This is a genomic window from Kitasatospora sp. NPDC058170 (assembly GCF_042883905.1).
Taxonomy (GTDB): domain Bacteria; phylum Actinomycetota; class Actinomycetes; order Streptomycetales; family Streptomycetaceae; genus Kitasatospora.
Genome location: NZ_JBHVUV010000018.1, coordinates 40,840 through 66,828 on the forward strand (window position 1 = coordinate 40,840; position 25,989 = coordinate 66,828).

Annotated in this window: 20 protein-coding genes; 14 read left to right on the top strand and 6 right to left on the bottom strand. The window is 73.5% G+C overall.

Going from position 1 to position 25,989, the window contains the following annotated elements; translation table 11 throughout:
• Window positions 1–117 precede the first annotated feature (117 nt).
• The 3 genes from ACFVVX_RS20935 (at window position 118) to ACFVVX_RS20945 (ending at window position 4,242) form a co-directional block, all read left to right on the top strand.
• Complete coding sequence (locus ACFVVX_RS20935; protein ID WP_387947657.1) at window positions 118–726, top strand: bacterial proteasome activator family protein; 609 nt, start codon at window positions 118–120, stop codon at window positions 724–726.
• Between the two features lie 237 nt (window positions 727–963).
• Window positions 964–2,343, top strand: coding sequence for a protein kinase (locus ACFVVX_RS20940; protein ID WP_387947659.1), 1,380 nt, complete (start codon window positions 964–966; stop codon window positions 2,341–2,343).
• 111 nt (window positions 2,344–2,454) lie between these two features.
• Window positions 2,455–4,242, top strand: a complete 1,788-nt coding sequence (locus ACFVVX_RS20945; RefSeq protein ID WP_387947661.1) for a protein kinase — start codon at window positions 2,455–2,457, stop codon at window positions 4,240–4,242.
• A gap of 9 nt (window positions 4,243–4,251) precedes the next feature.
• On the opposite strand, the gene ACFVVX_RS20950 is transcribed toward ACFVVX_RS20945, so the two are convergent.
• Both ACFVVX_RS20950 and ACFVVX_RS20955 read right to left on the bottom strand, forming a co-directional pair.
• Entirely contained in the window at window positions 4,252–5,340 is a 1,089-nt protein-coding gene (locus tag ACFVVX_RS20950; protein ID WP_387947663.1) for a phosphotransferase, read from the bottom strand.
• 69 nt (window positions 5,341–5,409) lie between these two features.
• Window positions 5,410–6,069: a response regulator gene (locus ACFVVX_RS20955; protein WP_387947665.1), complete on the bottom strand. Its 660-nt coding sequence runs from the start codon at window positions 6,067–6,069 to the stop codon at window positions 5,410–5,412.
• A gap of 379 nt (window positions 6,070–6,448) precedes the next feature.
• On the opposite strand from ACFVVX_RS20955, the gene pdhA reads away from it, so the two are divergent.
• The 3 genes from pdhA to ACFVVX_RS20970 are packed head-to-tail and all read left to right on the top strand — an operon-like array spanning window position 6,449 to window position 10,022.
• Window positions 6,449–7,603 (top strand): pyruvate dehydrogenase (acetyl-transferring) E1 component subunit alpha, encoded by a 1,155-nt coding sequence (gene pdhA / locus ACFVVX_RS20960; protein ID WP_387947667.1) that lies wholly within the window; start codon window positions 6,449–6,451, stop codon window positions 7,601–7,603.
• Window positions 7,603–8,577, top strand: a complete 975-nt coding sequence (locus ACFVVX_RS20965; protein ID WP_387947669.1) for an alpha-ketoacid dehydrogenase subunit beta — start codon at window positions 7,603–7,605, stop codon at window positions 8,575–8,577. Before pdhA ends, ACFVVX_RS20965 begins: the two co-directional genes overlap by 1 nt.
• Window positions 8,578–8,591: 14 nt before the next feature.
• Window positions 8,592–10,022 (top strand): dihydrolipoamide acetyltransferase family protein, encoded by a 1,431-nt coding sequence (locus ACFVVX_RS20970; RefSeq protein ID WP_387947671.1) that lies wholly within the window; start codon window positions 8,592–8,594, stop codon window positions 10,020–10,022.
• Between the two features lie 165 nt (window positions 10,023–10,187).
• Here ACFVVX_RS20970 and ACFVVX_RS20975 read toward each other — a convergent pair whose 3' ends face one another.
• Together ACFVVX_RS20975 and ACFVVX_RS20980 are read right to left on the bottom strand one after the other, a co-directional pair.
• Complete coding sequence (locus tag ACFVVX_RS20975; RefSeq protein WP_387947673.1) at window positions 10,188–11,123, bottom strand: hypothetical protein; 936 nt, start codon at window positions 11,121–11,123, stop codon at window positions 10,188–10,190.
• A 286-nt stretch (window positions 11,124–11,409) separates the two neighbouring features.
• On the bottom strand, window positions 11,410–12,381 hold the full coding sequence (locus tag ACFVVX_RS20980) for a hypothetical protein (RefSeq protein WP_387947675.1): 972 nt from the start codon (window positions 12,379–12,381) through the stop codon (window positions 11,410–11,412).
• Between the two features lie 215 nt (window positions 12,382–12,596).
• Here ACFVVX_RS20980 and ACFVVX_RS20985 point away from each other — a divergent pair, with 215 nt between their 5' ends.
• From ACFVVX_RS20985 to ACFVVX_RS20995, 3 genes are all read left to right on the top strand, one after another.
• Window positions 12,597–13,829 (top strand): benzoate/H(+) symporter BenE family transporter, encoded by a 1,233-nt coding sequence (locus ACFVVX_RS20985; protein ID WP_387947677.1) that lies wholly within the window; start codon window positions 12,597–12,599, stop codon window positions 13,827–13,829.
• A 184-nt stretch (window positions 13,830–14,013) separates the two neighbouring features.
• Entirely contained in the window at window positions 14,014–15,246 is a 1,233-nt protein-coding gene (locus tag ACFVVX_RS20990) for a M64 family metallopeptidase (RefSeq protein ID WP_387947679.1), read from the top strand.
• A gap of 92 nt (window positions 15,247–15,338) precedes the next feature.
• Entirely contained in the window at window positions 15,339–16,706 is a 1,368-nt protein-coding gene (locus ACFVVX_RS20995) for a nitrate/nitrite transporter (protein ID WP_387947909.1), read from the top strand.
• Window positions 16,707–17,069: 363 nt separating this feature from the next.
• On the opposite strand, the gene ACFVVX_RS21000 is transcribed toward ACFVVX_RS20995, so the two are convergent.
• Window positions 17,070–17,891, bottom strand: a complete 822-nt coding sequence (locus tag ACFVVX_RS21000; protein ID WP_387947681.1) for a maleylpyruvate isomerase family mycothiol-dependent enzyme — start codon at window positions 17,889–17,891, stop codon at window positions 17,070–17,072.
• 173 nt (window positions 17,892–18,064) lie between these two features.
• Here ACFVVX_RS21000 and ACFVVX_RS21005 point away from each other — a divergent pair, with 173 nt between their 5' ends.
• From ACFVVX_RS21005 to ACFVVX_RS21015, 3 genes are all read left to right on the top strand, one after another.
• Entirely contained in the window at window positions 18,065–18,862 is a 798-nt protein-coding gene (locus ACFVVX_RS21005; RefSeq protein WP_387947683.1) for a carbon-nitrogen family hydrolase, read from the top strand.
• A gap of 227 nt (window positions 18,863–19,089) precedes the next feature.
• The gene (locus tag ACFVVX_RS21010) at window positions 19,090–20,208 is read left to right on the top strand and encodes a GntR family transcriptional regulator (protein ID WP_387947685.1); all 1,119 of its coding nucleotides are present in this window, start codon (window positions 19,090–19,092) and stop codon (window positions 20,206–20,208) included.
• Window positions 20,209–20,324: 116 nt separating this feature from the next.
• On the top strand, window positions 20,325–20,972 hold the full coding sequence (locus tag ACFVVX_RS21015) for a hypothetical protein (RefSeq protein ID WP_387947687.1): 648 nt from the start codon (window positions 20,325–20,327) through the stop codon (window positions 20,970–20,972).
• Window positions 20,973–21,006: 34 nt separating this feature from the next.
• Here the strand turns inward: ACFVVX_RS21015 and ACFVVX_RS21020 are convergent, their stop codons facing one another.
• A complete protein-coding gene (locus ACFVVX_RS21020) occupies window positions 21,007–21,792 on the bottom strand; it encodes an SLATT domain-containing protein (protein ID WP_387947689.1) in 786 nt (261 codons plus the stop codon).
• A gap of 461 nt (window positions 21,793–22,253) precedes the next feature.
• Between ACFVVX_RS21020 and purD the strand changes: the two genes are divergently transcribed.
• Both purD and ACFVVX_RS21030 read left to right on the top strand, forming a co-directional pair.
• Entirely contained in the window at window positions 22,254–23,501 is a 1,248-nt protein-coding gene (gene purD, locus ACFVVX_RS21025; protein WP_387947690.1) for a phosphoribosylamine--glycine ligase, read from the top strand.
• 751 nt (window positions 23,502–24,252) lie between these two features.
• A complete protein-coding gene (locus tag ACFVVX_RS21030; protein ID WP_387947692.1) occupies window positions 24,253–25,833 on the top strand; it encodes a hypothetical protein in 1,581 nt (526 codons plus the stop codon).
• The last annotated feature ends 156 nt before the right edge of the window (window positions 25,834–25,989 follow it).

The window sequence follows — 25,989 nt, forward strand, 5'->3', positions numbered from 1 at the left end:
AACTGAGTATTCGTACGGATGCCGGGCCGTCGCGCGCAGGCGTAGCGTCGGTTCCGGCGGTGGTGGCGTGGTCGGGGGCTTCCACCCGACCAACCCCAGTGAGAGAGAATGTTGTTCATGACGAATCCGATGAACGAGCGCTCGCCGCAGGAGTTGTACCAGGCCTCCGGCGGGCAGTCGCAGGACGGCCAGAAGGTGCTGATCGTCGGACCGGACGGGATGCCCGTGGGCCCGGGCTTCGCCGGCTCGATGGGGGGCGACGACGGTGACATGCCGCGTGAGCTCCCGGTGACCGAGATGGTGGAGCAGCCCGCCAAGGTCATGCGGATCGGCAGCATGATCAAGCAGCTGCTGGAGGAGGTCCGGGCGGCTCCCCTCGACGAGGCCAGCCGCGTCCGGCTGAAGGACATCCACGCCAGCTCGATCAAGGAGCTGGAGCTCGGCCTGGCCCCCGAACTGGTCGCCGAGCTGGAGCGGTTGTCGCTCCCGTTCACCGAGGACACCATCCCGACCGAGGCCGAGCTGCGGATCGCGCAGGCGCAGCTGGTGGGCTGGCTGGAGGGGCTGTTCCACGGCATCCAGACCGCGCTGTTCGCCCAGCAGATGGCGGCCCGGGCGCAGCTGGAGCAGATGCGGCGGGCACTGCCGCCCGGTCTGCACGGCGGCGACCCGGAGGGCGACGAGCCCGGGGAGGGCCGCGGCATCCGCTCCGGCCCCTACCTGTAGAGGGCCCTTCCCGGGCTGCCGGGGGAGCCTACGTACGGGTACGGTCGCGGCCTGGACACAGTGTCGGCCCTGGGCCGATCACTGTCGCCGCGAGCCGATACCCTGACCCCTGTCGTCGGCCGGGTGAGGCTGCGGCAGGGGTCGGGCAGGCCCAGGCGGCCGGGCCCGACCACGCACGGACGAGACCGAACGTCACGGTCGCGGCGGCACCGCCGCACCGAGGGGGAGCAGGGGACCATGAGCGAGCACGGCAACGCGGCGGCCGAGGGCTACTCCCTGGGCAACGGCAGGTACGTGCTGCAGCGGCTGCTGGGTGAGGGCGGCATGGCCTCCGTGCACCTCGCGTACGACAACGTGCTGGACCGCCAGGTCGCGCTGAAGAGCATGCACACCGAGCTCGGCCGTGACGACACCTTCAAGGAGCGCTTCCGCCGCGAGGCGCAGTCGGTGGCCCGGCTGGAGCACCAGAACATCGTCACCGTGTACGACAGCGGCGAGGACATCGGCCCCGACGGCTCCAGCACCCCGTTCATCGTGATGCAGCTGGTCGACGGCAAGGGCCTGCGCGACGCGATCAACGACGCGGTCGCGCAGTACGGCGCGATGCCCACCGAGGAGGCCCTGCGGGTCACCGTCGGTGTCCTCAACGCGCTGGAGGCCTCGCACGACCAGGGCCTGGTCCACCGCGACATCAAGCCCGGCAACGTCATGTTCGACCGCAAGGGCATCGTCAAGGTCATGGACTTCGGCATCGCCCGCGCGCTGGAGCCCGGGGTCACCTCGATGACCCAGACCGGCATGGTGGTCGGCACCCCGCAGTACCTCTCGCCCGAGCAGGCCCTCGGCAAGCCGGTCGACGCCCGCTCCGACCTCTACTCGGTCGGCGTGATGCTCTTCGAGATGATCACCGGCCAGCTGGTCTTCGACGGCGACTCGGCGTTCTCGATCGCCTACAAGCACGTCCAGGAGGAGCCGCCGGCGCCGTCCACGCTCAACCGGGCGGTCAGCCCGGCGGTGGACGCCTTCGTCGCCCAGGCGCTGCGCAAGGACCCGGCGCACCGCTTCCCGAGCGCGGCCGCGATGCGCGACGAGGCCGAGCGGCTGATCGCCGCCGTGCGGGGCGGCGGCGGCAACCAGCTGGCCGCGAGCACCCCGCTGGTGATCACCGACGGTCCGCGCTCGGCCCACGCGGCCCCGCAGGCCCCGCAGACGCCGCAGCCCTTCCAGCAGCAGTACCAGACCCCGCCGCCGGCCTTCCAGACCCCGCCGCCGCAGCACCCGCAGACGCCGCAGCCGTTCCCGCAGCAGTACCAGACGCCCCCGCCGGCCTTCCAGACTCCGGCGCCCTTCATGCCGCAGGCGCACACCCCGCCGCCGATGCCGATGCCGGCGCCGCCGTTCCAGCCCGCCCCGGCGAGCAACAGCAACGGCTGCTCCACCGCGTTCGTGATCGTCGGCATCATCGTCGGCGTGATCGTGCTCGCCATCATCATCATCGCGATCGTGGTGACCAAGGCGCAGAACGACAGCACCGGCAAGAGCACCTCGCGGTACACCGGGCAGTCGGCCACCGTCCTCCACCTGGACGGTTTCGCCGACCGGAATGGCCTGCTCTGACGGTTTCCGCCCGGATCGGGTGGGCTACGCCGATCGGCCGGAGACGGTAGCGTTCGGGGACACGAAGCGACAGGGCACCGCGATCCGAGCGAAGGCCCGGGGCGAGGAGCGATGGCACAGACGCAGCAGCCGGACGACGAGGGAGCCCACCGGGCCGGTTCGGCCGGCGGACCGCCGAAGGCGCCCGCACCCGGCAGCGACAGCGCCCCGACCACCGCGCTCCCGCCGGTCGGCAACGGCCCGCAGACGCCCGGCCGCGGCACGGCCGCCCCGCTCGGCACCGTCGGTGACGGCCGCTACCGGCTGACCCACCGCCTCGGCCGCGGCGGGATGGCCGAGGTGTTCGCGGCCCAGGACGTCCGGCTCGGCCGGACCGTCGCGGTCAAGCTGCTCCGCCCCGAGCTCGCCCAGGACGACATCGCCCGGCTGCGGTTCACCCGCGAGGCACACGCCGTCGCGGCGCTCAACCACCACTCGATCGTCGCGGTGTACGACACCGGCGAGGAGCACGTCGGCGAGGAGTCGACGCCGTACATCGTGATGGAGCTGGTCGAGGGCCGCACCGTCCGCGAGCTGCTGGTGGACGAGGAGGCGCCGCCGGTCGACCAGGCGCTGATCATCATCGCCGGGGTGCTGGAGGCGCTCGCCTACAGCCACCGGCACGGCATCGTGCACCGCGACATCAAGCCCGCCAACGTGATCATCACGACCGCGGGCGCGGTCAAGGTGATGGACTTCGGCATCGCCCGCGCGCTGACCGGCGCCGCCAGCACCATGACCCAGACCGGCATGGTGATGGGCACCCCCCAGTACCTCTCGCCCGAGCAGGCGCTCGGCAAGCCGGTCGACCACCGCTCCGACCTGTACGCGGCCGGCTGCATGCTCTACGAGCTGCTGACGCTGCGCCCGCCGTTCACCGGCGACACCCCGCTCTCGGTGGTCTACCAGCACGTCCAGGACCCGCCGATGCCGCCGTCCCAGGCGAACCACCGGGTGCCGGGCGGGCTCGACCCGTTGGTGCTGCGCTCGCTCGCCAAGAACCCGGACGACCGGTTCCAGGACGCGGACGAGTTCCGCGCCCACGTCCAGCACGCGCTGCGCGAGATCCACGGCGCGTCCGGCGCCTGGGCGGCGGGCGCGGCGGCGGCCGGGCTGGCCGCCGCCGGGCAGGGCCACACCGGCGCCACCCAGCGGATCGGCGAGTACGGGGAGGGCGCCGCCACCGGGCCGTTCGGCGGGGGCGCCTCCGGCGACCCGACGGCGATGCTGCCCTACCAGGTGCCCGGCGGCGCGCAGACCCCGTCGGCGCCCTACCCGGCGGTGTCCGGCCCGTACGGCGGCGGGAACGGCGGCCACGACGACGGCGGTGGCGACGGCCACGGGAACGGGAACGGCTCCGGCCGTCGGCGCGGCCCGTGGGGCTGGGTGGCCGGTGTGGCGGCGGTGCTCGTCGCGTCCGGTGTCGGCATCGCGTTCGCGCTCAGCGGCAACGGCGGCGACAAGACCCACAACCCGACGCCCGCCCCCTCGGTGTCGGTGTCGACCTCGCCCGAGGCCACGGCGCCCCCGTCGACCGGGACCAACCCGACGACCGCGCCGTCCCCCCAGAACAGCACCCGGCGCACCCAGCAGCCGTCCGACAACACCAACAACTCCCCGGCGCAGATGCCGACCTCCGGCAAGCACACGCCGTCCCCGACGGCCCCGGCCACCGGCACCAAGCCGTCCCCGACGGCCACCCAGTCGGCGACCGGTACGCCGAGTGCGACGACCACGCCGACGACCGGGAGCTCGTCGTCCGCGGCGCCGACCCAGAGCCAGACCCAGTCGCAGCCGCCGCCGACCCAGAGCACCGTCCCGAAGCCGCCGACCGGCGGGGCGACCACGCCGGCTCCCTGACCGTCCGGGTCAGTTGGCGAAGGCGTCCAGGACCTGTTCGTACTCCTGGCACCACCACGCCAACTGGCCCGCCGCGGCGGGGTAGAGCGGGTCGGCCCGGTGGTCGGCGCGCTGGTAGCGCCACTGCAGCATCCAGAAGTCGTTCAGCCGCTCCCACCAGACCCGGTGCACCGCCGCCGCCAGGTGCTCCGCGGTGGCGGCCCCGGTGGCCCGGTAGGCCTGCGAGTAGTGCCGGACCCGGACGAGGTCGAGCACCCCGGAGGTCCGGTCGTTGAAGACCAGGGTGGCGGCCCGGACGGCCTCCTCGGCGCGCGGCTGGGGTCCGAGCTTGTCCCAGTCCAGGACGGCCGCGATCCGCCCGTCCCCGTGCAGCAGGTTGAGCCCGTGGAAGTCGCCGTGGGTCCAGCCGGTGGGCGGGGCGGCCTGCGGCGCTGGCCGGCGGTGGCCGTACTCGGCGAGCAGCTCCAGGCGCTCGGCGAGCCGTCGTTCGACCAGGGTGTCCAGCTCGCCGTAGGGGCGGTGGGCACGGGCCCGCCGGCGCAGGTCCCGGGCGAGCTCGGCGCTGTCCAGCGGGTCCGCGCTGCGGTAGCCGTCGGGTTGTGCGAGGGGGGCGCAGACGTCGTCGAGTGCGCCGTGCAGTCGGCCGAGCAGCGTGCCGAGCGCGCCGCACTGCGGCAGGGCGAGGTCGGTACCGTGCCGGTGCCGGCCGTCGACCCAGGGGAAGAGCGCGAACAGCCGGCCGCCGAAGGCGGCCACCGTCCTGGCCCGCTCGGCACAGGCCAGCGGGGGCGCGACGGGCAGTCCGAGGGCCTGCAGGGCGGCCATCGCGCGGTGGTGGGCGGCGATCGAGGTGCGGTTGGCGGTGGCGGCGTCGACGTAGCACTTCAGGAAGTACGTCCCGGCCTCGGCGGTGACGCGGTAGCCCCGGTTCAGCAGGCCCTCGGCGACCGGTTCGGCGGTGAGCAGCCGGCCGACCCGGTAGCCGCGCAGGACTTCGGCGAGCGCGGAGTGCGGGACGGGCGGGCTGAGGGTCCCTATCGGGGGAGCGGAGAGGTCGGGGCGGGCCGGGGGACAGGCGAGGGTCTGGCTGAAAGTCACAGCCAGAGGTTAGGGCCCCCTGGCGGGGGTCCTTGACGAGTGGTCAACTCTGTGTATGAGGGGGCTGTTTCAGTGCTGGTGGTCGGCCTGGTGGCGGGCGACGAAGGCGGCGGCCTGGGTGCGTCGCTCCATCCCCATCTTGGCGAGCAGACTGGAGACGTAGTTCTTCACCGTCTTCTCGGCCAGGTGCAGCTCGTTGCCGATCTGACGATTGGTCATCCCCTCGCCGATCAGATCGAGGATGCGGCGCTCCTGCTTGGTGAGCTGGGAGAGCCGTTCGTCCTCCTTCTCCCCGCCGTCGCGCAGCCGCTCCAGGACCCGGCTGGTGGCGACGGGGTCGAGCAGGGACTTGCCGGCCGCGACGTCCCGGACGGCGGTGATCAGATCGGTGCCGCGGATCGCCTTCAGGACGTAGCCGGAGGCGCCCGCCATGATCGAGTCGAACAGCGCCTCGTCGTCCGAGAACGAGGTCAGCATCAGGCATTTGATCTCCGGCAGCCGGGAGCGGATCTCCCGGCAGACCTCGACCCCGTTGCCGTCCGGCAGCCGCACGTCGAGCACCGCGACGTCGGGGTGCACGGCCGGGATCCTGGTCAGGGCCTCGGTGGCCGTTCCGGCCTCGCCGACCACCTCGATGTCGTCCTCGACCGAGAGGAGCTCGTGGACGCCCCGTCGGACCACCTCGTGATCGTCGAGCAGGAATACCCGGATTTGTCCTTTATCAGTCACGCCCAAAGCCTCCCATATCACCCTACAAATGACCTCTTGCCCGGAGTGGCGGAGCAGCGTTATCCGGCCAGAGCGGGCAAAACCCGTACCGGTAACCCCCTTACGCGGAGAGCTCTGCCCGGATAACGTGCGCTGGTGTCCTGACGGCGACCGATTTGAGAGCTGTGCCACACCCGCAGTTGTCAGAGCTCAACAAGTAGGACGTCCTAGCTCCAGCGCGCCCAGAGCCGCCGCTGGGTAACGTTCTCGTGAGGGACGCCGTCGGAAAAGGATCACCACCTGCCTCACAGCCGGTGCGCACACCCACGCGCGCCCCGCGAGGCGGTGACCGGACCGGTCACCGGCGACCCCGGGCGGCCGGACAGACCGAGGAGTGAACGTGACCGTCAAAAGCACGGCGAGGGCCCGCAAGAAGGCGGCCCCCGGCGTCCCTGACACCCTCCGCGCCGCGGGTACGGACGCCCAGCCGGAGCTCGTCCAGCTGCTCACCCCGGAAGGCGAGCGGATCGAGCACCCGGACTACCCGCTCTCCACCACCCCGGAGGAGCTGCGCGCCCTCTACCGCGACCTGGTGCTGGTGCGCCGGTTCGACGCGGAGGCCACCGCGCTCCAGCGCCAGGGCGAGCTGGGCCTGTGGGCCTCGCTGCTCGGCCAGGAGGCCGCCCAGGTCGGCTCCGGCCGGGCCATGCGCTCCGGCGACTACGCCTTCCCCACCTACCGCGAGCACGGCGTCGCGTGGTGCCGGGACGTCGACCCGCTGAACCTGCTCGGCATGTTCCGCGGCGTGAACCACGGCGGCTGGGACCCGAACGAGAAGAACTTCCACCTCTACACCATCGTGATCGGCTCGCAGACCCTGCACGCCACCGGCTACGCGATGGGCATCACCAAGGACGGCGCCGACGACGCGGTGATCGCGTACTTCGGCGACGGCGCCTCCAGCCAGGGCGACGTGAACGAGGCCTTCACCTTCGCCTCGGTCTACAACTCGCCGGTGGTGTTCTTCTGCCAGAACAACCAGTGGGCGATCTCCGAGCCCACCACCACCCAGACCAAGATCCCGCTGTACCGCCGCGCCTCCGGCTTCGGCTTCCCGGGCGTCCGGGTCGACGGCAACGACGTGCTGGCCTGCCTGGCCGTCACCCGCTGGGCCCTCGACCACGCCCGCAGCGGCAACGGCCCGGTGCTGATCGAGGCGTTCACCTACCGGATGGGCGCGCACACCACCTCCGACGACCCGACCCGCTACCGGCTCGCCGAGGAGACCGAGGCCTGGAAGGCCAAGGACCCGATCAGCCGGCTCAAGGCCTACCTGGACAAGGAGGGCCTGGCCGACGAGGAGTTCTTCGCCTCGATCGACGCCGAGAGCGAGCAGCTCGGGCTGCGGGTGCGCGAGGGCGTGCGCAGCATGCCGGACCCGGACCCGACCCTGATCTTCGACCACGTCTACGCGGAGCCGCACACGCTGGTCGATCAGGAACGGGCCGAGTACCTCGAGTACGCGGCCTCCTTCGAGGCGGGGGAGAACCTCTGATGGCCGGTCAGCTCAGCATCGCCAAGGCGCTCAACGAGGCGCTGCGCAAGTCGCTGGAGAACGACCCGAAGACCGTCCTGATGGGCGAGGACATCGGCAAGCTCGGTGGCGTCTTCCGGATCACCGACGGGCTGCAGAAGGACTTCGGGGACAGCCGGGTGATCGACACCCCGCTCGCCGAGTCCGGCATCGTCGGCACCGCGATCGGCCTGGCGCTGCGCGGCTACCGCCCGGTGGTGGAGATCCAGTTCGACGGCTTCGTCTACCCGGCCTTCGACCAGATCGTCTCCCAGCTGGCCAAGATGCACGCCCGCGCGCTCGGGCACGTCAAGATGCCGGTCACCATCCGCATCCCGTACGCGGGCGGCATCGGCGCGGTCGAGCACCACAGCGAGTCGCACGAGGCGTACTTCGCCCACACGGCGGGCCTGCGGGTGGTCACCCCGTCCAACGCGCACGACGCGCACTGGATGCTGCGCCAGTCCATCGAGTCGGACGACCCGGTGATCTTCCTGGAGCCCAAGCGCCGGTACTGGGACAAGGGCGAGGTCGGCGCGGCCGCGGACCTCGGGCTGCACGACGCCCGGATCGTGCGCCCCGGCGCCGACGCCACGCTCATCGCGTACGGGCCGATGGTCAAGGTCTGCCTGGAGGCGGCCGCGGCCGCCGAGGAGGACGGCCGCCGACTGGAGGTCGTCGACCTGCGCTCGCTCTCCCCGGTGGACTTCACCACCCTGGAGGAGTCGGTCAAGCGGACCGGCCGCGGCATCGTGGTGCACGAGGCGCCGGTGTTCCTGGGCATGGGCGCCGAGCTGGCCGCCCGCCTCACCGAGCGCTGCTTCTACCACCTGGAGGCGCCGGTCCTGCGGGTCGGCGGCTACTACGCGCCGTACCCGCCGTCCCGCGTCGAGGAGGCCTTCCTGCCCGACCTGGACCGCGTGCTCGACGCCGTCGACCGCGCGCTCGCGTACTGAACCGGGGAGCGAAGATGACCACCGAAGTTCGCTCGCTCCGCGAGTTCAAGATGCCCGACGTCGGCGAGGGCCTCACCGAGGCCGAGATCCTCAGCTGGTACGTCAAGCCCGGCGACACCGTGACGGACGGCCAGGTCGTCTGCGAGGTGGAGACCGCCAAGGCCGCCGTGGAGCTGCCGATCCCGTTCAACGGGGTCGTCGAGCAGCTGTTCTTCCCGGAGGGCGCGACGGTCGACGTCGGCACCGTGATCATCTCGGTCGCGGTGGCGGGGGAGGCCCCCGCCGCGGCTCCGGCCGCCGTCGCCCCGGCGGCCGCTCCCGCCCCGGCCGAGCCGGCCGAGCCGGAGCGGCGTGAGGTGCTGGTCGGCTACGGGCCTCGCACCGGGGTCAGCCAGCGCCGGGCCCGTCGGACCACGACCACCACGGTGGTCGCCGCGGCTCCCGCCCCGGTCGCCCCGGCGCCGGTCGCCCCGGCCCCCGCGCCGGTGGTGCCGGAGCAGCCCACCGGTGACCGGCCGCTGGCCAAGCCGCCGGTGCGCAAGCTCGCCAAGGACCTCGGCATCGACCTGCGCGCGGTCACCCCGACCGGCCCGGACGGTGTGATCACCCGCGAGGACCTGCACGCGCACGCCGCGGCGGCCACGGCCGCCGTCGTGGTCGAGCCGGCCGCACCGGTCGCCTCGGCGCCCGTCGCCGAGCCGGAGCCGGTGGCCGCCGTTTCCGCCGTGCCCGCAGCGGGCACCGGGGACGTCCGGGTGCCGGTCAAGGGCGTCCGCAAGGCGATCGCGCAGGCGATGGTGGCCTCGGCCTTCACCGCCCCGCACGTCACCGAGTTCGTCCAGGTCGACGTCACCCGCACGATGAAGTTCGTCCGCCGGCTCAAGGAGAGCGGCGAGCTGGGTCGGGACGTCCGGGTCAGCCCGCTGCTGCTGGTCGCCAAGGCGCTGCTGACGGCGATCAAGCGGCACCCCGAGATCAACGCCCAGTGGGACGAGGCGACCCAGGAGATCGTCTTCAAGGGCCAGGTGAACCTCGGCATCGCCGCGGCCACCCCGCGCGGCCTGATCGTCCCCAACATCAAGGACGCCGGGGCCAAGACCCTGACGGGCCTGGCGTTGGCGCTCGGCGAGCTGATCGACACCGCCCGGCAGGGCAAGACGGCGCCGAACGACATGCAGGGCGGCACCGTCACCATCACCAACGTCGGCGTCTTCGGCGTCGACACCGGCACCCCGATCCTCAACCCGGGCGAGGCCGCCATCCTGGCCTTCGGCGCGGTCCGGGAGCTGCCGTGGGTGCACAAGGGCAAGGTGGTCCCGCGTCAGGTCACCACGCTGGCGCTCTCCTTCGACCACCGCCTGGTGGACGGGGAGCTGGGTTCCAAGGTGCTGGCCGACGTCGCCGCACTGCTGGAGCGTCCCAAGCGCCTGATCACCTGGGGCTGACCCGGCACGCGTGTTCCCGGGGCGGCTGGACGGCCGGCCCGGGAACGCACGGAAGTCGGGCGCGGAGGCAGGGAACGTAGAAGTAGAAGCAGGGAACGCAAAAGCGGGGCCGTACCTCACACACCGCCGTGTGGAGGTACGGCCCCGCCGTTTCGGGTGCCCCGGTCAGCGCTGGCCACGCATGCGGCGCACGGCGATCAGGGCGCCGGCGCCGAGGGCGAGGAGGGCGGCGGCGGTGGCGGCGAGGAGGGTGTTGGGGGTGTGGGCGCCGGTCTGGGCGAGCTCGGGGGTGCCGGCGGGGGCGGTGGTGGCGGGGGCGGCGCTCGGGGTGGTGGCGGTGGCCTTGGGGGCTTCGGCGGGCTTGGGGGCGGCGGTGGTGGTCTGGTCGGCGGCCGGCTTGGGCGCGGCGGGCTTGGCGGGGGTGGTGGGCTTGGCGGTGGGCTTGGTGGTGTCGGCGGGCTTCGGGGTGGTGGTCTGGGTGTGGGTGAGCTTGACGGTCTTGAGGTCGGTGGCGCCGGTTCCTGCGGCGCCCTGGCGCCAGGCGTCGGTGATGAGGTCGATGGTGTTGACGTTCTTGGGGCTGGTGGCGGCGATGGAGTAGCGGAACTTGAGGGTGACGGTGCTGTTGTTGTCGATGCGCTGGCGCTGCTCGTAGCCGGCGTCGACGGTGCGCAGGCAGCCGGCGAGGGAGGGCACGTTCTTCCAGGTGCCGTTCTCCTGGACCTGGATGCGGACGTCCTGGGTGCGCAGGGAGGCGCCGGTGCCGGGGGTGTGGATGCTGAAGCTGGTCTGGACGCCGTGGGCGTCGGCGCCGGTCTTGTTGGTGACCTTGACGGCGACCTCGTTCCAGGTGCCGTCGGCGGTGGCGGTGGACTTGGTGGGGAGGACCGCGGCGTCGGGGGCGAGCTCCTCCACGGAGGTGCCGGCCGCGGCGGGGTGGGGGCCGTCGACGCGGTAGTCGCCGCAGGCCCAGGAGGAGTCGGCGGTGATGAGCTGGACGCCGCCGGCGAGGAGGGCGGTGGCGGCGATGGTGGCGAGGCGGCGGCGGCCGGAGAGCGAGCGGGCGTTCTTCGCGAAAGCGGTGATAACGGACGTGCGCATGACGTGACTCCCCAGAGCGTGGTGCAAATGGTGTACGTGGGTTGAAGGTGACCGGCCGGCTCCTGCTGAGCGGTAGCGCCCCCCGGCCTTGCCGGTCTCGCTCTCCGTGCCCTTCATCCGTATAGACGTGCATCCCTGCGGGGGGTTGCAGGTGGGTTGAGAAGTTTTTTCGGAATCTTTCGAGCGGCCCGTGCGGCGGGTTCCGAGGCCGGGCCGGAAACGGGCGAGGGGCCCTTCCTGCCGCATCGGACTGCGGTGGAAGGGCCCCTCTGGGACCGTGGGCCGGTCAGCGCTGGGGACGCATGCGGCGCACGGCGATCAGGGCGCCGGCGCCGAGGGCGAGGAGGGCGGCGGCGGTGGCGGCGAGGAGACCGTTGGGGGTGTGGGCGCCGGTCTGGGCGAGCTCGGGGGTGCCGGCGGGGGCCGTGGTGGCCGGAGCGGCGCTCGGAGTGGCCTTGGGGGCTTCGGCGGGCTTCGGGGCGGCGGTGGTGGTCTGGTCGGCGGCCGGCTTGGGCGCGGCGGGCTTGGCGGTCTCGGCGGGCTTGGCGGCGGGCTTGGCGGGGGTGCTGGGCTTGGCGGCGGGCTTGGTGGTCTCGGCCGGCTTCGGGGTGGTGGTGTTCGGGGTGGTGGCCTGGGTGCGGGTGAGCTTGACGGTCTTGAGGTCCGTGGCGCCGTTGCCCATGGCGCCTGCGCTCCAGGCGTCGGTGAGGAGTTCGATGCTGTTGACGCCCTTGGGGCTGGTGGCGGCGATGGAGTAGCGGAACTTGAGGGTGACGGAGCTGCCGTTGTCGATGCGCTGGCGCTGCTCGTAGCCGGCGTCGACGGTGTGGTAGCAGCCGGCGATGGACTGGACGCTCTTCCAGGTGCCGTTCTCCTGGACCTGGATGCGGACGTCCTGGGTGCGCAGGGAGGCGCCGTCGCCGGGGGTGTGGATGCCGAAGGTGGGGCGCACGCCGTGGGCGTCGGTGCCGGTCTTGTTGGTGATCTTGAGGGCGACCTCGTTCCAGGTGCCGTCGGCGGTGACGGTGGACTTGGCGGAGGCGAACGCGACGTCGGGGGCGGTCTCGGTGACGCCTGCGCCGGTGGTGGCGGGCTGGGGGCCGCCGATGCGCATGTCGCCGCAGGCCCAGGAGGAGTCGGCGGTCATGAGCTGGACGCCGCCGGCGAGGACGGCGGTGGCGGCGATGGTGGCGAGGCGGCGGCGGCCGGAGAGCGAGCGGGCGTTCTTCGCAAAAGCGGTGATAACGGACGTGCGCATGATGTGACTCCCCAGGGTCCTGACTCTGACGGTGTGTGAAGGTGACCGGCCTGCTCCTGTCGAGCGGTAGCGCCCCCCGGCCTTGCCGGTCTCGCTCTCCGTGCCCTTCATCCGTAAAGACGTGCATCCCCACGGGAGGTTGCAGGCGGGTTCAAAACTTTTTCCGGGAATCTCCGAACCGCCCGTGGAGCGGGCTCCTCCGGGATACTTCCGGGATGACAGAGGAGCTGATAACCCGTCCGGTGGACGGGCGGACCGGACCGGACGAGCGCCGTTCGCTGCGGCGGGACGCCTCCCTCCCGGCGCTGCTGGCCGGGCTGGTGTGCATCGTGGTCGGGTTCTCCGGGCCGCTGGTGGTGGTGCTCGCGGCGGCCTCCGCCGGGCGGCTCGACCAGGCGCACACCGCGTCCTGGATCTGGGCGGTGTCCATCGGCAGCGGGCTGACCTGTCTGGTGCTCAGCTGGTGGACCCGCACCCCGGTGATCGCCGCCTGGTCCACCCCGGGGGCCGCGCTGCTGGTGACCAGCCTCGGCGCCTACCCGTACCGGGAGGCGGTCGGCGCCTTCCTGGTGAGCGGGGTGGTGGTGACGCTGTTCGGCGTCACCGGCCTGTTCGGCCGGCTGATCGCGGCGATCCCGGCCGGGATCGTCAACGCGATGCTGGCCGGGATCCTGTTCTCCTTCGGCGCCGGGATCTTCGGCGCCGTGCACGGCGCACCCGTCCTGGTGCTCGGCAGCTTCGCCGCCTTCCTGCTGGCCAAGCGGTTCGCGCCGCGCTACGCCGTCCCGGCCGCGCTGCTGGTCGGCGCGGTGCTGGCGGCCGCCACCACCGGACTTCCGCTGCACCTCGGCTCCGGGGGCCCCACCCGGCCGGTGCTCACCGTGCCCGCCTTCTCCTGGCCCGCCATGGTCGGCCTGGCGCTGCCGCTCACCATCGTGGCGCTGGCCTCGCAGAACGCCCCCGGCCTCGGGGTCATGCGGGCCTTCGGCTACCGGCCGGACGACCGGCTGGTGATCGGGGCCACCGGCGGCCTGTCCGTCCTGCTGGCGCCGTTCGGTTCGCCGGGCGTCAACCTGGCCGCGATCACCGCCGCGATCTGCGCCGGACCGGAGAGCCACCCCGACCCGCGCCGGCGCTATGTGGCCGGGATGTCGGCGGGCCTGTTCTACCTGCTGGTGGGGAGCTTCAGCGGGCTGCTGGTCAGCCTGTTCACCGGCCTGCCGAAGGAGCTGATCGCGGTGATCGCCGGGGTCGCCCTGCTGGCCTCGCTGCAGGGCAGCCTGGCCGCCGCCGTGGCCGAGGAGCGCGGCCGGGACGCGGCGATGGTGACCTTCCTGGCGACCGCCTCCGGGATGAGCCTGTACGGGATCGGCTCGGCCTTCTGGGGCCTGCTGCTCGGCCTGGGCACCCATCTGGCGCTGCACGCGCGGTCGGGCGGGGCCGCCTGAGGTCACGGCCGGCCGATGGCAGCCACCTGATCGGACTCATAGGTATGACCGGGGTGATCCTGGTCGTTCGGCCAGGTCGGTGACTTTTTCGCCGGAGAGTAGGGGAGGGCCGCCGCCCCGGGTACGTCTTCGCGTCCACCACCCGGGCGACGCCGGGTGACCGGATCCCCGAGGACGCACCCGTATGCCGTCTGGCAACCCTGGCCGTCTCGTCCGGAGTCTGGCCGCGCTCGTGCTGGTGTCCACCGCCGTCCTGCCGGCCGCCCTGGAGCTGGCCGGTCCCTCCCCGTTCGGGGTGATCGGCCCCGGGGCCCCGGCCGACCGGGCCGTGCCGCCGCACACCGCGCAGCGGGCCGATCTCCGGGCCGCCGGCACCGCCCCGACCGTCGACATAAGGCGCACCGGGGATCCGGCCAACCGGATCACGCTGGTGCTGCTCGGCGACGGCTACACCTCCGAGGAGCAGGAGCTGTTCCGCCAGCAGGCCGACCGGGCCTGGCGCTCCCTGATGGAGATCGAGCCCTTCCGCAGCTACCAGGGGTTCTTCAACATAAGGAGGGTCGAGGTGGTCTCCTCGGTCTCCGGCATCGCCGAGACCGAGAGCCGGGGCCGCAACCCCGGCACCCCGCTCGGCATGCACTTCTGGTGCGAGGGCACCGCCCGGCTGCTCTGCGCCGACGAGTCCGCCACCGCCCGCTACGCCGGTGACGGCGAGGGGCCGCAGTACCTGATCGCGCTGGCCAACTCCGGCGAGTACGGCGGCGCCGGCGGCACCGGGGTGACGACCCTGGCCGGCGGCAGCCCCGATGCAGGCCGGATCATCCAGCACGAGATAGGGCACACCGTGGGCGACCTCGGCGACGAGTACGACAGCGCGCCGGACGACGCCGACTACCCCAACCTCTCCACCGAGAGCGCCGAGGACATGCGCCGCAAGCAGACCAAGTGGTGGCGCTGGCTGGGTGCGGAGTCCCCGGACGGCGCCGGGACGGTCGGGGCGTACCGCAGTGCCAACGGCATCTACCGGCCCACCCCGGACTCGGTGATGCGCACCCTCGGCGGGGCGTACAACCTGCCCTCGCGGGAGGCGATCATCGAGGAGATCTACCGCCGGATCCGGCCGACCGACGCCCCGGCACCGGCCCCCGGCGAGGTCGCCGGGCGCCCCCGGCTGGAGGTCCGCCCGCTGCCGCTGGCCGGGTCCCGGCAGCTGCGGGTGGAGTGGAAGGTCGACGGCCTCCCGGTCGAGCCGCCGGCGACGGACCGCAGCTGGCTGGACACCGCCCAGCTGAACCTGCCGCCCGGCCAGAGCGCCACCGTCACCGCCACCGTCCGGGACACCACCGACTGGGTGCGAGACGAGGCCTTCCGGGACCGCTACATGACCAGATCGGTCTCCTGGACGCTGCGGGGGTGAGGCCGTTCGTGTCCGATCCCCGGGGGGCCGGGACGGGCCGACCCCGCACCGGCGTCGAATGATGGGATGACTAATCTGGGTGCACTATGACCATGGACCCTGCCGCCGCCCGCCCGATCACCGTCCCTGGTCCCCGACTCGTCGCCGACCCGTCCCGGACGGCGGCCCCGGCAGCGGCCCCGGCGACCCCGGCGTCCAGGCCCGCCCCGCACTCCCCGCCGGGCGGGCGGGCCGCCTGGCTGGCCTGGTCGGTCGGCGTCAGCGTCTACGTCCTCGCGGTCATCCACCGCACCAGCCTGGGCGTGGCAGGCCTGGACGCCGCCGAGCGCTTCACCATCGGCGCCTCCGCGCTGTCCACCTTCTCCATCCTCCAGGTGCTGGTCTACGCGGCCATGCAGATACCCGTCGGCCTGCTGGTCGACCGGTTCGGCCCGCGCCGGGTGCTGCTGGTGGGCATCATGCTGCTGAGCCTGGGCCAGCTGGCCTTCGCCTTCTCCGACTCCTTCGCCCCGGCGCTCGCCTCCCGGGCGGTGCTGGGCTGCGGGGACGCGATGACCTTCATCAGCGTGCTGCGGATCGCCGCGCGCTGGTTCCCGGCGGCGAAGAACCCGCTGGTCGCCCAGCTGACCGGGCTGGCCGGCATGGGCGGCAACCTGGTCACCACGGTCGTCCTCGCCCAGGCCCTGCACCACGAGGGCTGGACGCCGACCTTCACCGCCATCGCGCTGCTCGGCGTCGCCGTCTTCGCCCTGGTCGCGCTGTTTCTCCAGGAGGCCCCGGCCGGCCCGCCGGTGTCCGCCGCCCCGGCGCCCCGACCGGCCGTCGGGCAGCAGATCCGGCACTCCTGGCGCGAGCCCGGCACCCGGCTCGGGCTCTGGGTGCACTTCACCACCCAGTTCCCCGGCAACGCCTTCGGCCTGCTCTGGGGCCTGCCGTACCTGGTCGAGGCCCAGGGCATGTCCCGGGCGGCGGCCGGCGGGCTGCTCACCCTGCTGGTCTTCAGCAACATGGCCTTCGGCCTGCTCTTCGGCCGACTGCTCAGCCGCACCGCGCGGGCGCGGATGCCGATCGTGCTCACCGTCATCGCCGTCACCTCCGCCGGCTGGGCGCTCACCCTGGCCTGGCCCGGCGGCCACCCGCCGCTCTGGCTGCTGATCGGGATCATCCTGGTGATGGGCAGCAACGGCCCGGCCTCCCTGGTCGGCCTCGACTACGCCCGCTCCCACAACCCCGTCGAACGCCTCGGCACCGCCTCCGGGATCGCCAACATGGGCGGCTTCATCGGCACGATGATCACCCTCTTCGGCATCGGCGTCCTGCTCGACGCCCTGACCCCCGGCAGCGGCAGCGGCTACTCGGCGGAGGCGTACCGCTGGGCGTTCTGCTGGCTGTACGCGCCGATGCTGCTGGGGACGGTGATGATCCTCCGGCTCCGCCGGAAGGTGGCGGCGCCTGCGTAGGGCTTCCCACCTACGGAAACGCCACTCCTGGAACGACCTTGCGGCGGTCTTGTCCGACCTCATGAGCAGTCCGTACAGCCCTGCCTCGCTCACCACCCCGAGCAGCGGATTTCCCCGCCGGTAGGCTTTCTGATCTGGGAAAACGCCGTAACCCTTGTTCCGAGCAAGGGTTACGATCCGCAGATCCACCGTTCGATGGTGGCGTGCCTCCAGGATGGACGCCCCTCCTTCTTCCGGGTGACGACTGCCCGGAACAACGAGGCCGAACGGGTGGGGTACTGGTGCCAAGCTGACGTACGGAAGCACGAGGTACGCCACCCGGCGCGTGGTGGTGCGTGTACGCCGGGCGGGTGAGCCGGGGGACTACGGGGTGACGGAGAAGTTGGCGAGGACGCGGGCGGCCAGCTCCTGGTCGCCCTCGACGGTGACCGGGCCGGGGCGGCCGCGGCCGCAGGCCAGCCGGACGTAGGTCTCCCAGTCCAGGGTGAGCTGGACGTCGGGGGCGAGGCTGATGGACTCGTCGACGGTGCCGCGCCCCGAGGCGTCGACCCGGACGGTGCGCAGGAACTCGACCGGGCCGGTGACGTCGACCACCAGGGCCGTCCCGGCCGGGGCGCCGGCCTGGCGGGCGACGGCCTTGGGCAGCGCCGACAGCAGGACGTCACGGGTGATCAGGGCGGCCGGGGAGTCCAGGTTGCCGGGCTCACCGAGGGCGCGGCGGAGGTCCTGCTCGTGCACCCAGACGTCGAACACCCGGTTGCGCAGCAGCTCGTGGTACGGCAGCTCGCGGGTGTGCGGCCCGGCCGGCCAGCGGACCGGCTCGGTGGGGGTGTACTTGGCGTTCCGCAGCGCCCGGGAGCGGCGGATGATCGTGTACTCCAGCTCGCTGGTCATCTCCGGAGCGGTGTGGCAGCGGCGCTTGTCGACCGGCAGCTCGACGTACCGGGCGAACTCGTCGGTGACGTGCCGCAGGTCGCGCGGCAGCGAGTGGATCGGGCGGGGGTCGCCGAGCAGCTCGGATTCGAAGGCGATGACGTGCGAGACGACGTCGCGGACGGACCAGCCCGGGCATTCGGTGGCCCGGTTCCAGGCGTCCGTGGGCAGGGGGGCCACCAGCCCGGCTATGGACTCGATGGACTGCGTCCACGCATCGGTGTATGCCTGCACGGTCTGGTTGTCCGTCACGGGAATCTCCGGCCCTCCGTCAGCTGCCTTGCCGTGCACACCCCGGTTCGGGGAGACCGGGGAAAGTCCGGCCTTCCGGGCGCACACGCTAACCGCACGTTACGCTGCCTGATGAGCGCAGGGCAGCGCTTTCGGGTGACGATCGTAGGCCTCTTGCCGTGGACGGTGGTACTGTGCGCGCTTCATTGATCCAACTCGCGGTCTCCGATGCCGAGCCGGCCGCCGAGCGGCGGGCCCGGGCGGCCGCTCTGGTCCGTGCGCAACAGGGCGCCGACCTGGTGGTTCTTCCGGAACTGTGGCCGGTGGGCGGTTTCGCGCAGGACAAGTGGTCGGACGAGGCCGAGACCCTGGACGGGCCGACCTCCGACGCGATGGCGGCCGCCGCGAAGGCGGCCGGGGTCTGGCTGCACGCCGGTTCGATCGTCGAACGGGACCCGGACGGTCCGATCTACAACACCTCCCTGCTGTTCGCCCCGGACGGCGAGCTGGTGCACACCTACCGCAAGATCCACCGCTTCGGCTTCGACGAGGGGGAGGCGGTGGTGATGGGCGCCGGGCAGGAGATCGTCACGGCCGCCACCGACTTCGGCACGATGGGCCTGGCCACCTGCTACGACCTGCGCTTCCCGGAGCTCTTCCGGGCGCTGCTGGACGCGGGCGCGCAGCTGCTGGTGGTCCCGGCGGCCTGGCCGGCCCGGCGGCGCGACCACTGGACGCTGCTGAACCGGGCCCGTGCGGTGGAGGAGCAGGCGTTCGTGCTGGCCTGCAACACGGCGGGCACGCACAGCGGGGTCGAGCAGGCCGGGCACAGCCTGGTGGTGGACCCGTGGGGCCGGGTGCTGGCCGAGGCCGGGGCCGGCGAGGAGGTGCTGACCGTGGAGTTCGACCCGGCGGAGGTGGCGAAGGTCCGCGCGGACTTCCCGGTGCTGCGCGACCGGCTGCTGGGCATCCCGGCGCCCGTGCAGCGGTGACGCCCGTACGGCGGCGTCTGTGAAGCGATGGCGTGCGGGTCGGGCGGTGGCGGGGCCCTTCGCCGGGCGGTGACGCCCCCCTCCGGCGCCGGGGACACGGCGATTTCCGGGTGCTTGAACACGACGGCGACACATTTGAGAAGATGAGCGTTCGTCGTGTTTCACACCGTTTCTTCCGCCGGTCCGTCGAGAGCCGGTCGGCCGGTCCGCCCGAGGAGGTCGCGCGCATGTCCGGTACCGGCGCCGGCGACACCCGTCCCGTGATCCACCGCAACAGCCTGCGCGAGCAGATCGCCGGCGCGCTGCGCGAGGAGATGATGGCCGGCCGGCTCGCGGCGGGCCGCAACTTCACCGTCAAGGAGATCGCCGAGCTGTACGGGGTCTCGGCGACCCCGGCCCGCGAGGCGCTGGTGGACCTGGGTGCCCAGGGCCTGCTCCGGGCCGAGCACCACCGCGGTTTCACGGTGCCGGAGTTCGGCTGGGACGACTTCCTGGAGATCTTCGAGTCGCGGGTGCTGCTCACCGACAGCGCGTTCCGCCAGCTGGCCGTGCGGGGCGCGCCCACGGACGCCAACCGGCTGCCGTCGCTGCGCCGCCGGGCCGACGCGGCGGTGCGGGCGGCACGGTCCGGGAACCTGGACGTGATGGTGGGCTGCGACCGCCGGTTCTGGCAGGAGGTCGCCGGGCTGCTGGGCAACCGCCGGATCGGCGACTACCTGGACTGGCTGCGGGTGCAGTCGTGGATGTTCGCCGCCCCCTATCTGCGGACGATGCCGGTACTGGCCGGGGTCTGCTGGGACCGGCACGTCGAGCTGGTCGAGGTGATCGAGGCCCGGGACCTGGCGGGTGCGCAGCGGATCATCTGCGAGTACAACCTCTTCACCGTCCGGCTGCTGGCCGAGCTGGCCGGGCAGTCCGAGGACTCGGTGGGCGTCCTGCCGCTGCTGACCGGACCGCTGGAGGCGGCCCCGGCGGCCCGGACGGCGCCGCCGACCCCGGGCGGGCCCGGCGGTACGGCACACGACGGCAGGGCACACGGCGGCGCGGAGCACGGCGGTGCGGCGCCCGGTGGCGGCGCTACGGCGCACGGCCCGGCCGAACCGCCCCGGACGGCGGACGCCGCCCGCTCGGGCGGGTCCGACCAGGCCGACCGCACCCGGGACCAGGGCCGCGAACTCGGCCGGGAGCTGGGCCGCGAGCTGGGCCTGGGCCTCGGCCTGGTGCCGCAGCCGCGTTCCGTCCCGTACGGCCGGTTCGGCCGCCGCCTGCCGGACCCGCAGGGCGCCTCCCGGCCCGTCTCCCAGCCAGGATCCCCGCCAGACCCGCACCGCGCGCCGGGCCGGTAGGGTGGGCGGTCGTCGTCCCGGAGGGTCCTCGTACGGACCGTCCGGGTACCGACCCGCCCGTCCGTCGTCCGCCCCCTGCAGGCGGACCCCGTCGCCCGGAGAGGAAGAGCCGGCTCATGGCCTGCGACCTCTGGCTCGTCCCGCTCGTGGACGTGCTGAGCCACAGCCCCGAGAACCCCTTCCGGGACGATCTCGTGCTCTACAACGCCGTGTTGGCCGCGAACGGCCTGCCCGAGGTGCCGGTCTACCAGTACGTCCCGGGGATAAGCGGGGCGGTCGAGCCGATAGCCGCCTTCGACTACGACTCGCTGCACTTCCTGCGCCGGGCCTACCTGTTGGGCCTCACCGGCCTGGACATCACACCGGTGGACGCGCTCGGCGGCGACTACGAACAGCTGCTGGAGATGTTCGAGAGCAGCGCGGAACAGTCGCACCTGGTCTGGCACTTCGACCACGCCGGCGCCTACGTGCCGATCGAGTTCGCGGTACCGCTGGTGGACGACGCGCTGCTCGCCTCGGGCGGCCCGCTGGGCTCCACCCACGGCCTGCTGCGCGAACTGCAGGCGGTCGCCCCGGCCCTGGGCCTCGACCCGCTCAACCCGCCGGACCCGACCAGGCCGCTCGGCCCGACCGGCCTGGAGCAGCCGTTCGGCCCGCCGATCGACGACCTGCACCCCTTCGCCCGGGAGCGGCACGCCTGGTCCGGCCTCTACGCGGCGGCGACGCGCAGCCTCACCCAGGGCTCGATGATCGTCTTCGCCTGAGCCCGACGACCACCGCTGCCCCCGGGCCGCCGGCTCAGCGCAGCGGCCCCTCCGGCGGGCGCTGACGCGGCATGGTGGGCCGGGTGCCCGGCGGCGGCAGGATCCGTACCTGGGCGCCCACGCCCGCCTCGCTGCGCCCGCCCCAGTTCCCGGAGGACTGGGTGGGCAGCTGGGTCATGCCCGCCCGGAACTCCAGCATCCACTCCGAGGTCTCGGTGCGGACCATGTCCGAAACGTCCTCGCAGAACCGCCGCAGCACGCCCAGGCAGCGCTCGGCCGCCTCGCCCGCGGTGCCCTCGGTGGGGCCGAGCACCTCGCGCACGCACTCCGAGGCCCAGTCGAACTGGAAGGCCTCCAGCCGGCGCTGCAGCGCCTGGGCGGTGGAGACGTCGCGCATCCATCCGGAGGTCAGGCCGAACACCCGGTCCGTGCCGTAGCAGGCGGCGGAGAGCATCAGCGCGACGTAGCCCCAACCGGAGGCGTTCGCCACCGTGCCGGTGAGGTCCACCAGCGGGGCGGTGACCCCGCCGACCGCGAACCCGGCCGAGCCGAATCTCAGCAGACGGGCCCAGCGGCGCTTCCAGACCCGGTCCCTGCGGTACCAGTCGATCGCCTCGACCGCCCGCTCCTCGGACCAGCGGTAGAGCTCCTCCAGCCGCTCGGCGGGCTCGCCCCAGTCCCCGAGCGGGAACTGGCGGGCGCTCAGATCGGTCCGGCGGCGGGTGGACGCCCGGCGCGCGACGGTGGCGGCGGGCTGGTCCTCCTCGCCGACCTCTTTGCCCCAGGCACTCTCCTCGGGCTGCATTTCCGGCTGGCTCACCTGTGGGGCTCCCTGTGGCGGGCGGACTGCTGGGTCTGACAGGGCGTCGCCCTGACGTTTCATCCGCCTGACTGGCCGTGAAACACCGGATGACGCATCGGACCCGCGACGCCTCCGGGCGAGTGTGGGCACCCGGGGACCCCGCGGACCGGCGGCTGCCGGCGGTTGTCCAACAGCACTTCTTACCGCCAAATGGCTGACCATGGGGGCGCTTCGCCAATGATCGTTATCGGATTCGGCCACCGGATGCCGAGGTGAGCGGGTTGCGGGGGTCGGCGAGATTTCACCCGTCCGAGGGAGGTCCCGGTCACCCGCTGTCCTGACCCGGACACCCGGGGCGCATCACCGGGGGCGGGCTTTGGAGATTCCTCCAGCCAGCGGGCCGCGGGCAGCCCGTCGGCTGGAGGTTCGGACGGGACCGGGGGGCGGTGCGATCAGGCCACCGACTACCCTTGCCAAGCGTGAAGGTCCTCGTCATCGGCGGCGGCGCCCGCGAACACGCCCTGTGCCGCTCTCTGTCCCAAGATTCCGCCGTCACCGAGCTGCACTGCGCCCCGGGTAACGCCGGGATCGCGCAGGTGGCGACGGTCCACCCCGTCGATCAGCTGGACGGCGCGCAGGTCACCGCGCTCGCCCGGCAGCTCGACGCCGACCTGGTCGTGGTCGGCCCGGAGGCCCCGCTGGTCGCGGGCGTCGCCGACGCCGTGCGTGCGGCCGGAATCCCGGTCTTCGGCCCGTCCGGCCAGGCCGCCCAGCTGGAGGGCTCCAAGGCCTTCGCCAAGGACGTGATGGCCGGCGCCGGTGTGCCCACCGCCCGCTCCTACGTCTGCACCACCCCCGACGAGGCCGCCGAGGCGCTGGACGCCTTCGGCGCGCCCTACGTGGTCAAGGACGACGGCCTGGCCGCCGGCAAGGGCGTGGTGGTCACCTCCGACCGCGCCGAGGCCCTGGCGCACGCCGCCTCCTGCGACCGCGTGGTCATCGAGGAGTACCTGGACGGCCCCGAGGTCTCGCTGTTCGCGATCACCGACGGCACCACCGTCCTCCCGCTCCAGCCCGCGCAGGACTTCAAGCGCGCGCTGGACGGCGACGAGGGCCCCAACACCGGCGGCATGGGTGCCTACTCGCCGCTGCCCTGGGCGCCCGAGGGCCTGGTCGAGGAGGTCCTGGAGACCGTCCTGCAGCCGACCGTGGACGAGCTGCGCCGCCGCGGCACCGAGTTCTCCGGTCTGCTCTACGCGGGCCTGGCGCTCACCTCGCGCGGCACCCGGGTGATCGAGTTCAACGCCCGCTTCGGCGACCCGGAGACCCAGGTCGTGCTGGCCCGGCTGCGCACCCCGCTGGCCGGCGTGCTGCACGCCGCCGCCACCGGCGCGCTGGACCAGCTGGAGCCGCTGCGCTGGGACGACGGCGCCGCCGTCACCGTGGTGATCGCCTCTGAGGGCTACCCGGCCGCGCCGCGCACCGGCGACCCGATCGAGGGCCTGGCCGAGGCCGAGGCCGCCGACGGCACCGCGTACGTGCTGCATGCCGGCACCCGCGCGGACGAGGACGGCCGGGTGCTCAGCGCCGGCGGCCGGGTCCTGTCCGTCACCGCCACCGGCACCGACCTGGCCGAGGCCCGCGGCCGCGCGTACGAAGCGCTCGACCGGATCAGCCTCAAGGGCGGCCAGCACCGCACCGACATCGCGCTCAAGGCCGCGCAGTAGCCCTCGCGAGCGAGCCGAAGGGGCGCGCCGGTGCCGAAAGTGATGAGCGACCAGCGACGTAGGAGCGCCGGAGCGAAGAGCGTCGGCACCGGGTCGGAGCGCCCCGGAGGCGAGCCGAGCGCCTGAAGAGGTGGCGACCAGCGACGTAGGAGCGCCGGAGCGAAGAGCGTCGGCACCGGGTCGGAGCGCCCCGGAGGCGAGCCGAGCGCCTGAAGAAGAGCAGGGCGCTGTGTTCCACGGGAAACAACCCCCATGGACGCAGCGCCCTGCGGCGTTTCCGGGGTGGGAGGGGCCGGAGCGGTCGATGGGGCCGCCACACCGTTCGGCGGCCGGAATCAACCCCATCGAGTGATAGCGCCCGCATCCGGCTGACGTAGCCGGGCGCTCGGCCTTATGGTGCGCTGGATCGCAGTGCCACGGGCCGTGTCGCTGCGGTCCCCGCCGGGTAGCGGCGGTCACGCGGGGGGATGCTGGACGGCGTCCGGCACGCCGGGCCGACACGCCCGGGAAACGCTTCGCACGGGCCGGGTGCGGCCGTCCGGAATTCGGGCGCCGTCACCGGGACGAGTGGAAACCGGGGAGATCCGGAACACCCACCCGTACGCGGGCGTCAGAACTGTCAGAAGCGCCACGCAGCATGTACTAACCGGGGATCGGATGCCGCCGTCTCCCGGTCGGAACTGATCGTTTCGAGTCGGCTCAGGGGTCCGTCGCCGGGCTCCCGAGGGCTCCGAAGGGGGTGCCGCACCGTATGGCCGCTGTCGACGCCGCGCGCGCTCATGCCCACGCCGTCCTGCGGGTCCGAGGTCTGGCCCTCGCCGCCGCCGTTCTGCCCGCCGCCGCCGCGGTGGTCCTGCTGGCGGGCCGGTTCACCGGCCGGCTCGGCGCACCGGGCTCCCCGGACGCCGCCGGCTGGGACGCCGTCCGCTGGGTGGTCTGCGCGGTCGCCGCCGCCACCCTGCTGGTGGCCGCCCTGGTCGCCCGGTCCTACCGCCGGGCCGTCCCACCACAGACCCCGGCCGTGCCGCTCGACCGGGCACAGGCCCCCGAGCTGTACCGGCTGATAGACGAGCTGGCCGACCGCCTCGAAGTCCCCGCGCCCTCCCGCATCGCGCTCACGCCCGACTGCGACAGCTGGCTGGAGGACCTCCCGCCGACCCGCCCCGCAGGCCGGCCCTTCGCCCACCGGGCCGAGGGCGAGCCCGTCGCGCCGATGCTGGTGATCGGCTCGCCGTTCCTCTGGTGGATGCGGTCCGGGGAGCTGCGGGCCCTGCTCGCCCCGGTGGTGGCCGGCACGGCGGCCTCGGCCGATCCGGACATCGCCGCCGCCCGGCGGTTCCTGCGCAGCCTGGACGCCAGCCTGGACGCCGGGCCCGCTCCCGCCCCGGGCCTGGGCGGCGCCCCCGCCCCCGCGGTGCACCGGCCGCCCCGGCGGGGCCCGGCCGCGCTGGTCGACCGGATCACCCGCCGACTGCTCGGCGCCTGCCGGGCGCACTCCGCCGAGCTGGAGCGGGCGGTCGCCGGCTGGGCCTCCGAGCAGGCCCGCACGGTCGACTACGGGCTGCGGATCGCGGCCCAGGAGCAGGTCGGCCTGGCCTACGCGGGCTGGGACCGGCTGCTCACCCGGGTCGCGCTGCCCGCCTGGCGGCTCGGCCGCCACCCCGCGCACCTGAACGCCGGCGTGGTCTCCGCGCTCACCGAGCTGTCCCGGCGCGACCGGCTGGCCGACGGCTACGGCACCCGGCTCGGCGACCGCCCGGCCTGCGACCTGCTGGAGGAGCCCGGCACGGTGGACCAGGCGGTCTCGCTGCTCGCCGCCGACCTGTTCTTCGGGCGCCCGGCCTCCGGCGCCTGGCGGGAGCTGGAGTGGTCCGACTACCCGGCCGAGGTGGTCGACGCCGGCTGGCGGGCCCGGGCCGCCGCGCTGCAGTCCGCCCTGGACCGGCTGGCCCCGCAGGCCCGCCCGGGGGCCCCGACGCTCACCCGGCTGCTGGTCCGGCTCGCCGACGGGGACGGGGAGCCGCTGGCCGCCGCGCTCACCGCCCAGCTGGCCCGCACCACCGCCCCCGCCCCGCTGCTGGAACCCGTCCGCAGCGGCCGGGACCTGCTGGTCGACCACGTCACCGCGATGGTCTGCTGCGCCGCCGTCGACACCGCGGGTGCCACCCCCGGCCTGGACTGGCTGGACGGCCCGGTGCTGGTGCTCGGCGGGGTGCGGCGCACCGATCTCGCCGGGCCGGTCGCCCAGGCCGTCGAGCAGGGCCAGGACGGGCCGCTGCGCGCCTGGCTGGACGCGGCCGATGTCCGGCTGGAGAAGCCGGTCCGGCTCTGAGGCGGCCGCCCGGCGGGGCGCTCGGCGGGCGGGTTCGCGCCCCCGCCACGGCCGGCTCCGCCGGGTCTTCGCAGGCCGGGGGCCCTCTGCGGGGCGACCCGGAAGATTGACCGCCACTAGTTGCTACCGTGGGGTGACGCAGCGCCAGCACTGTGT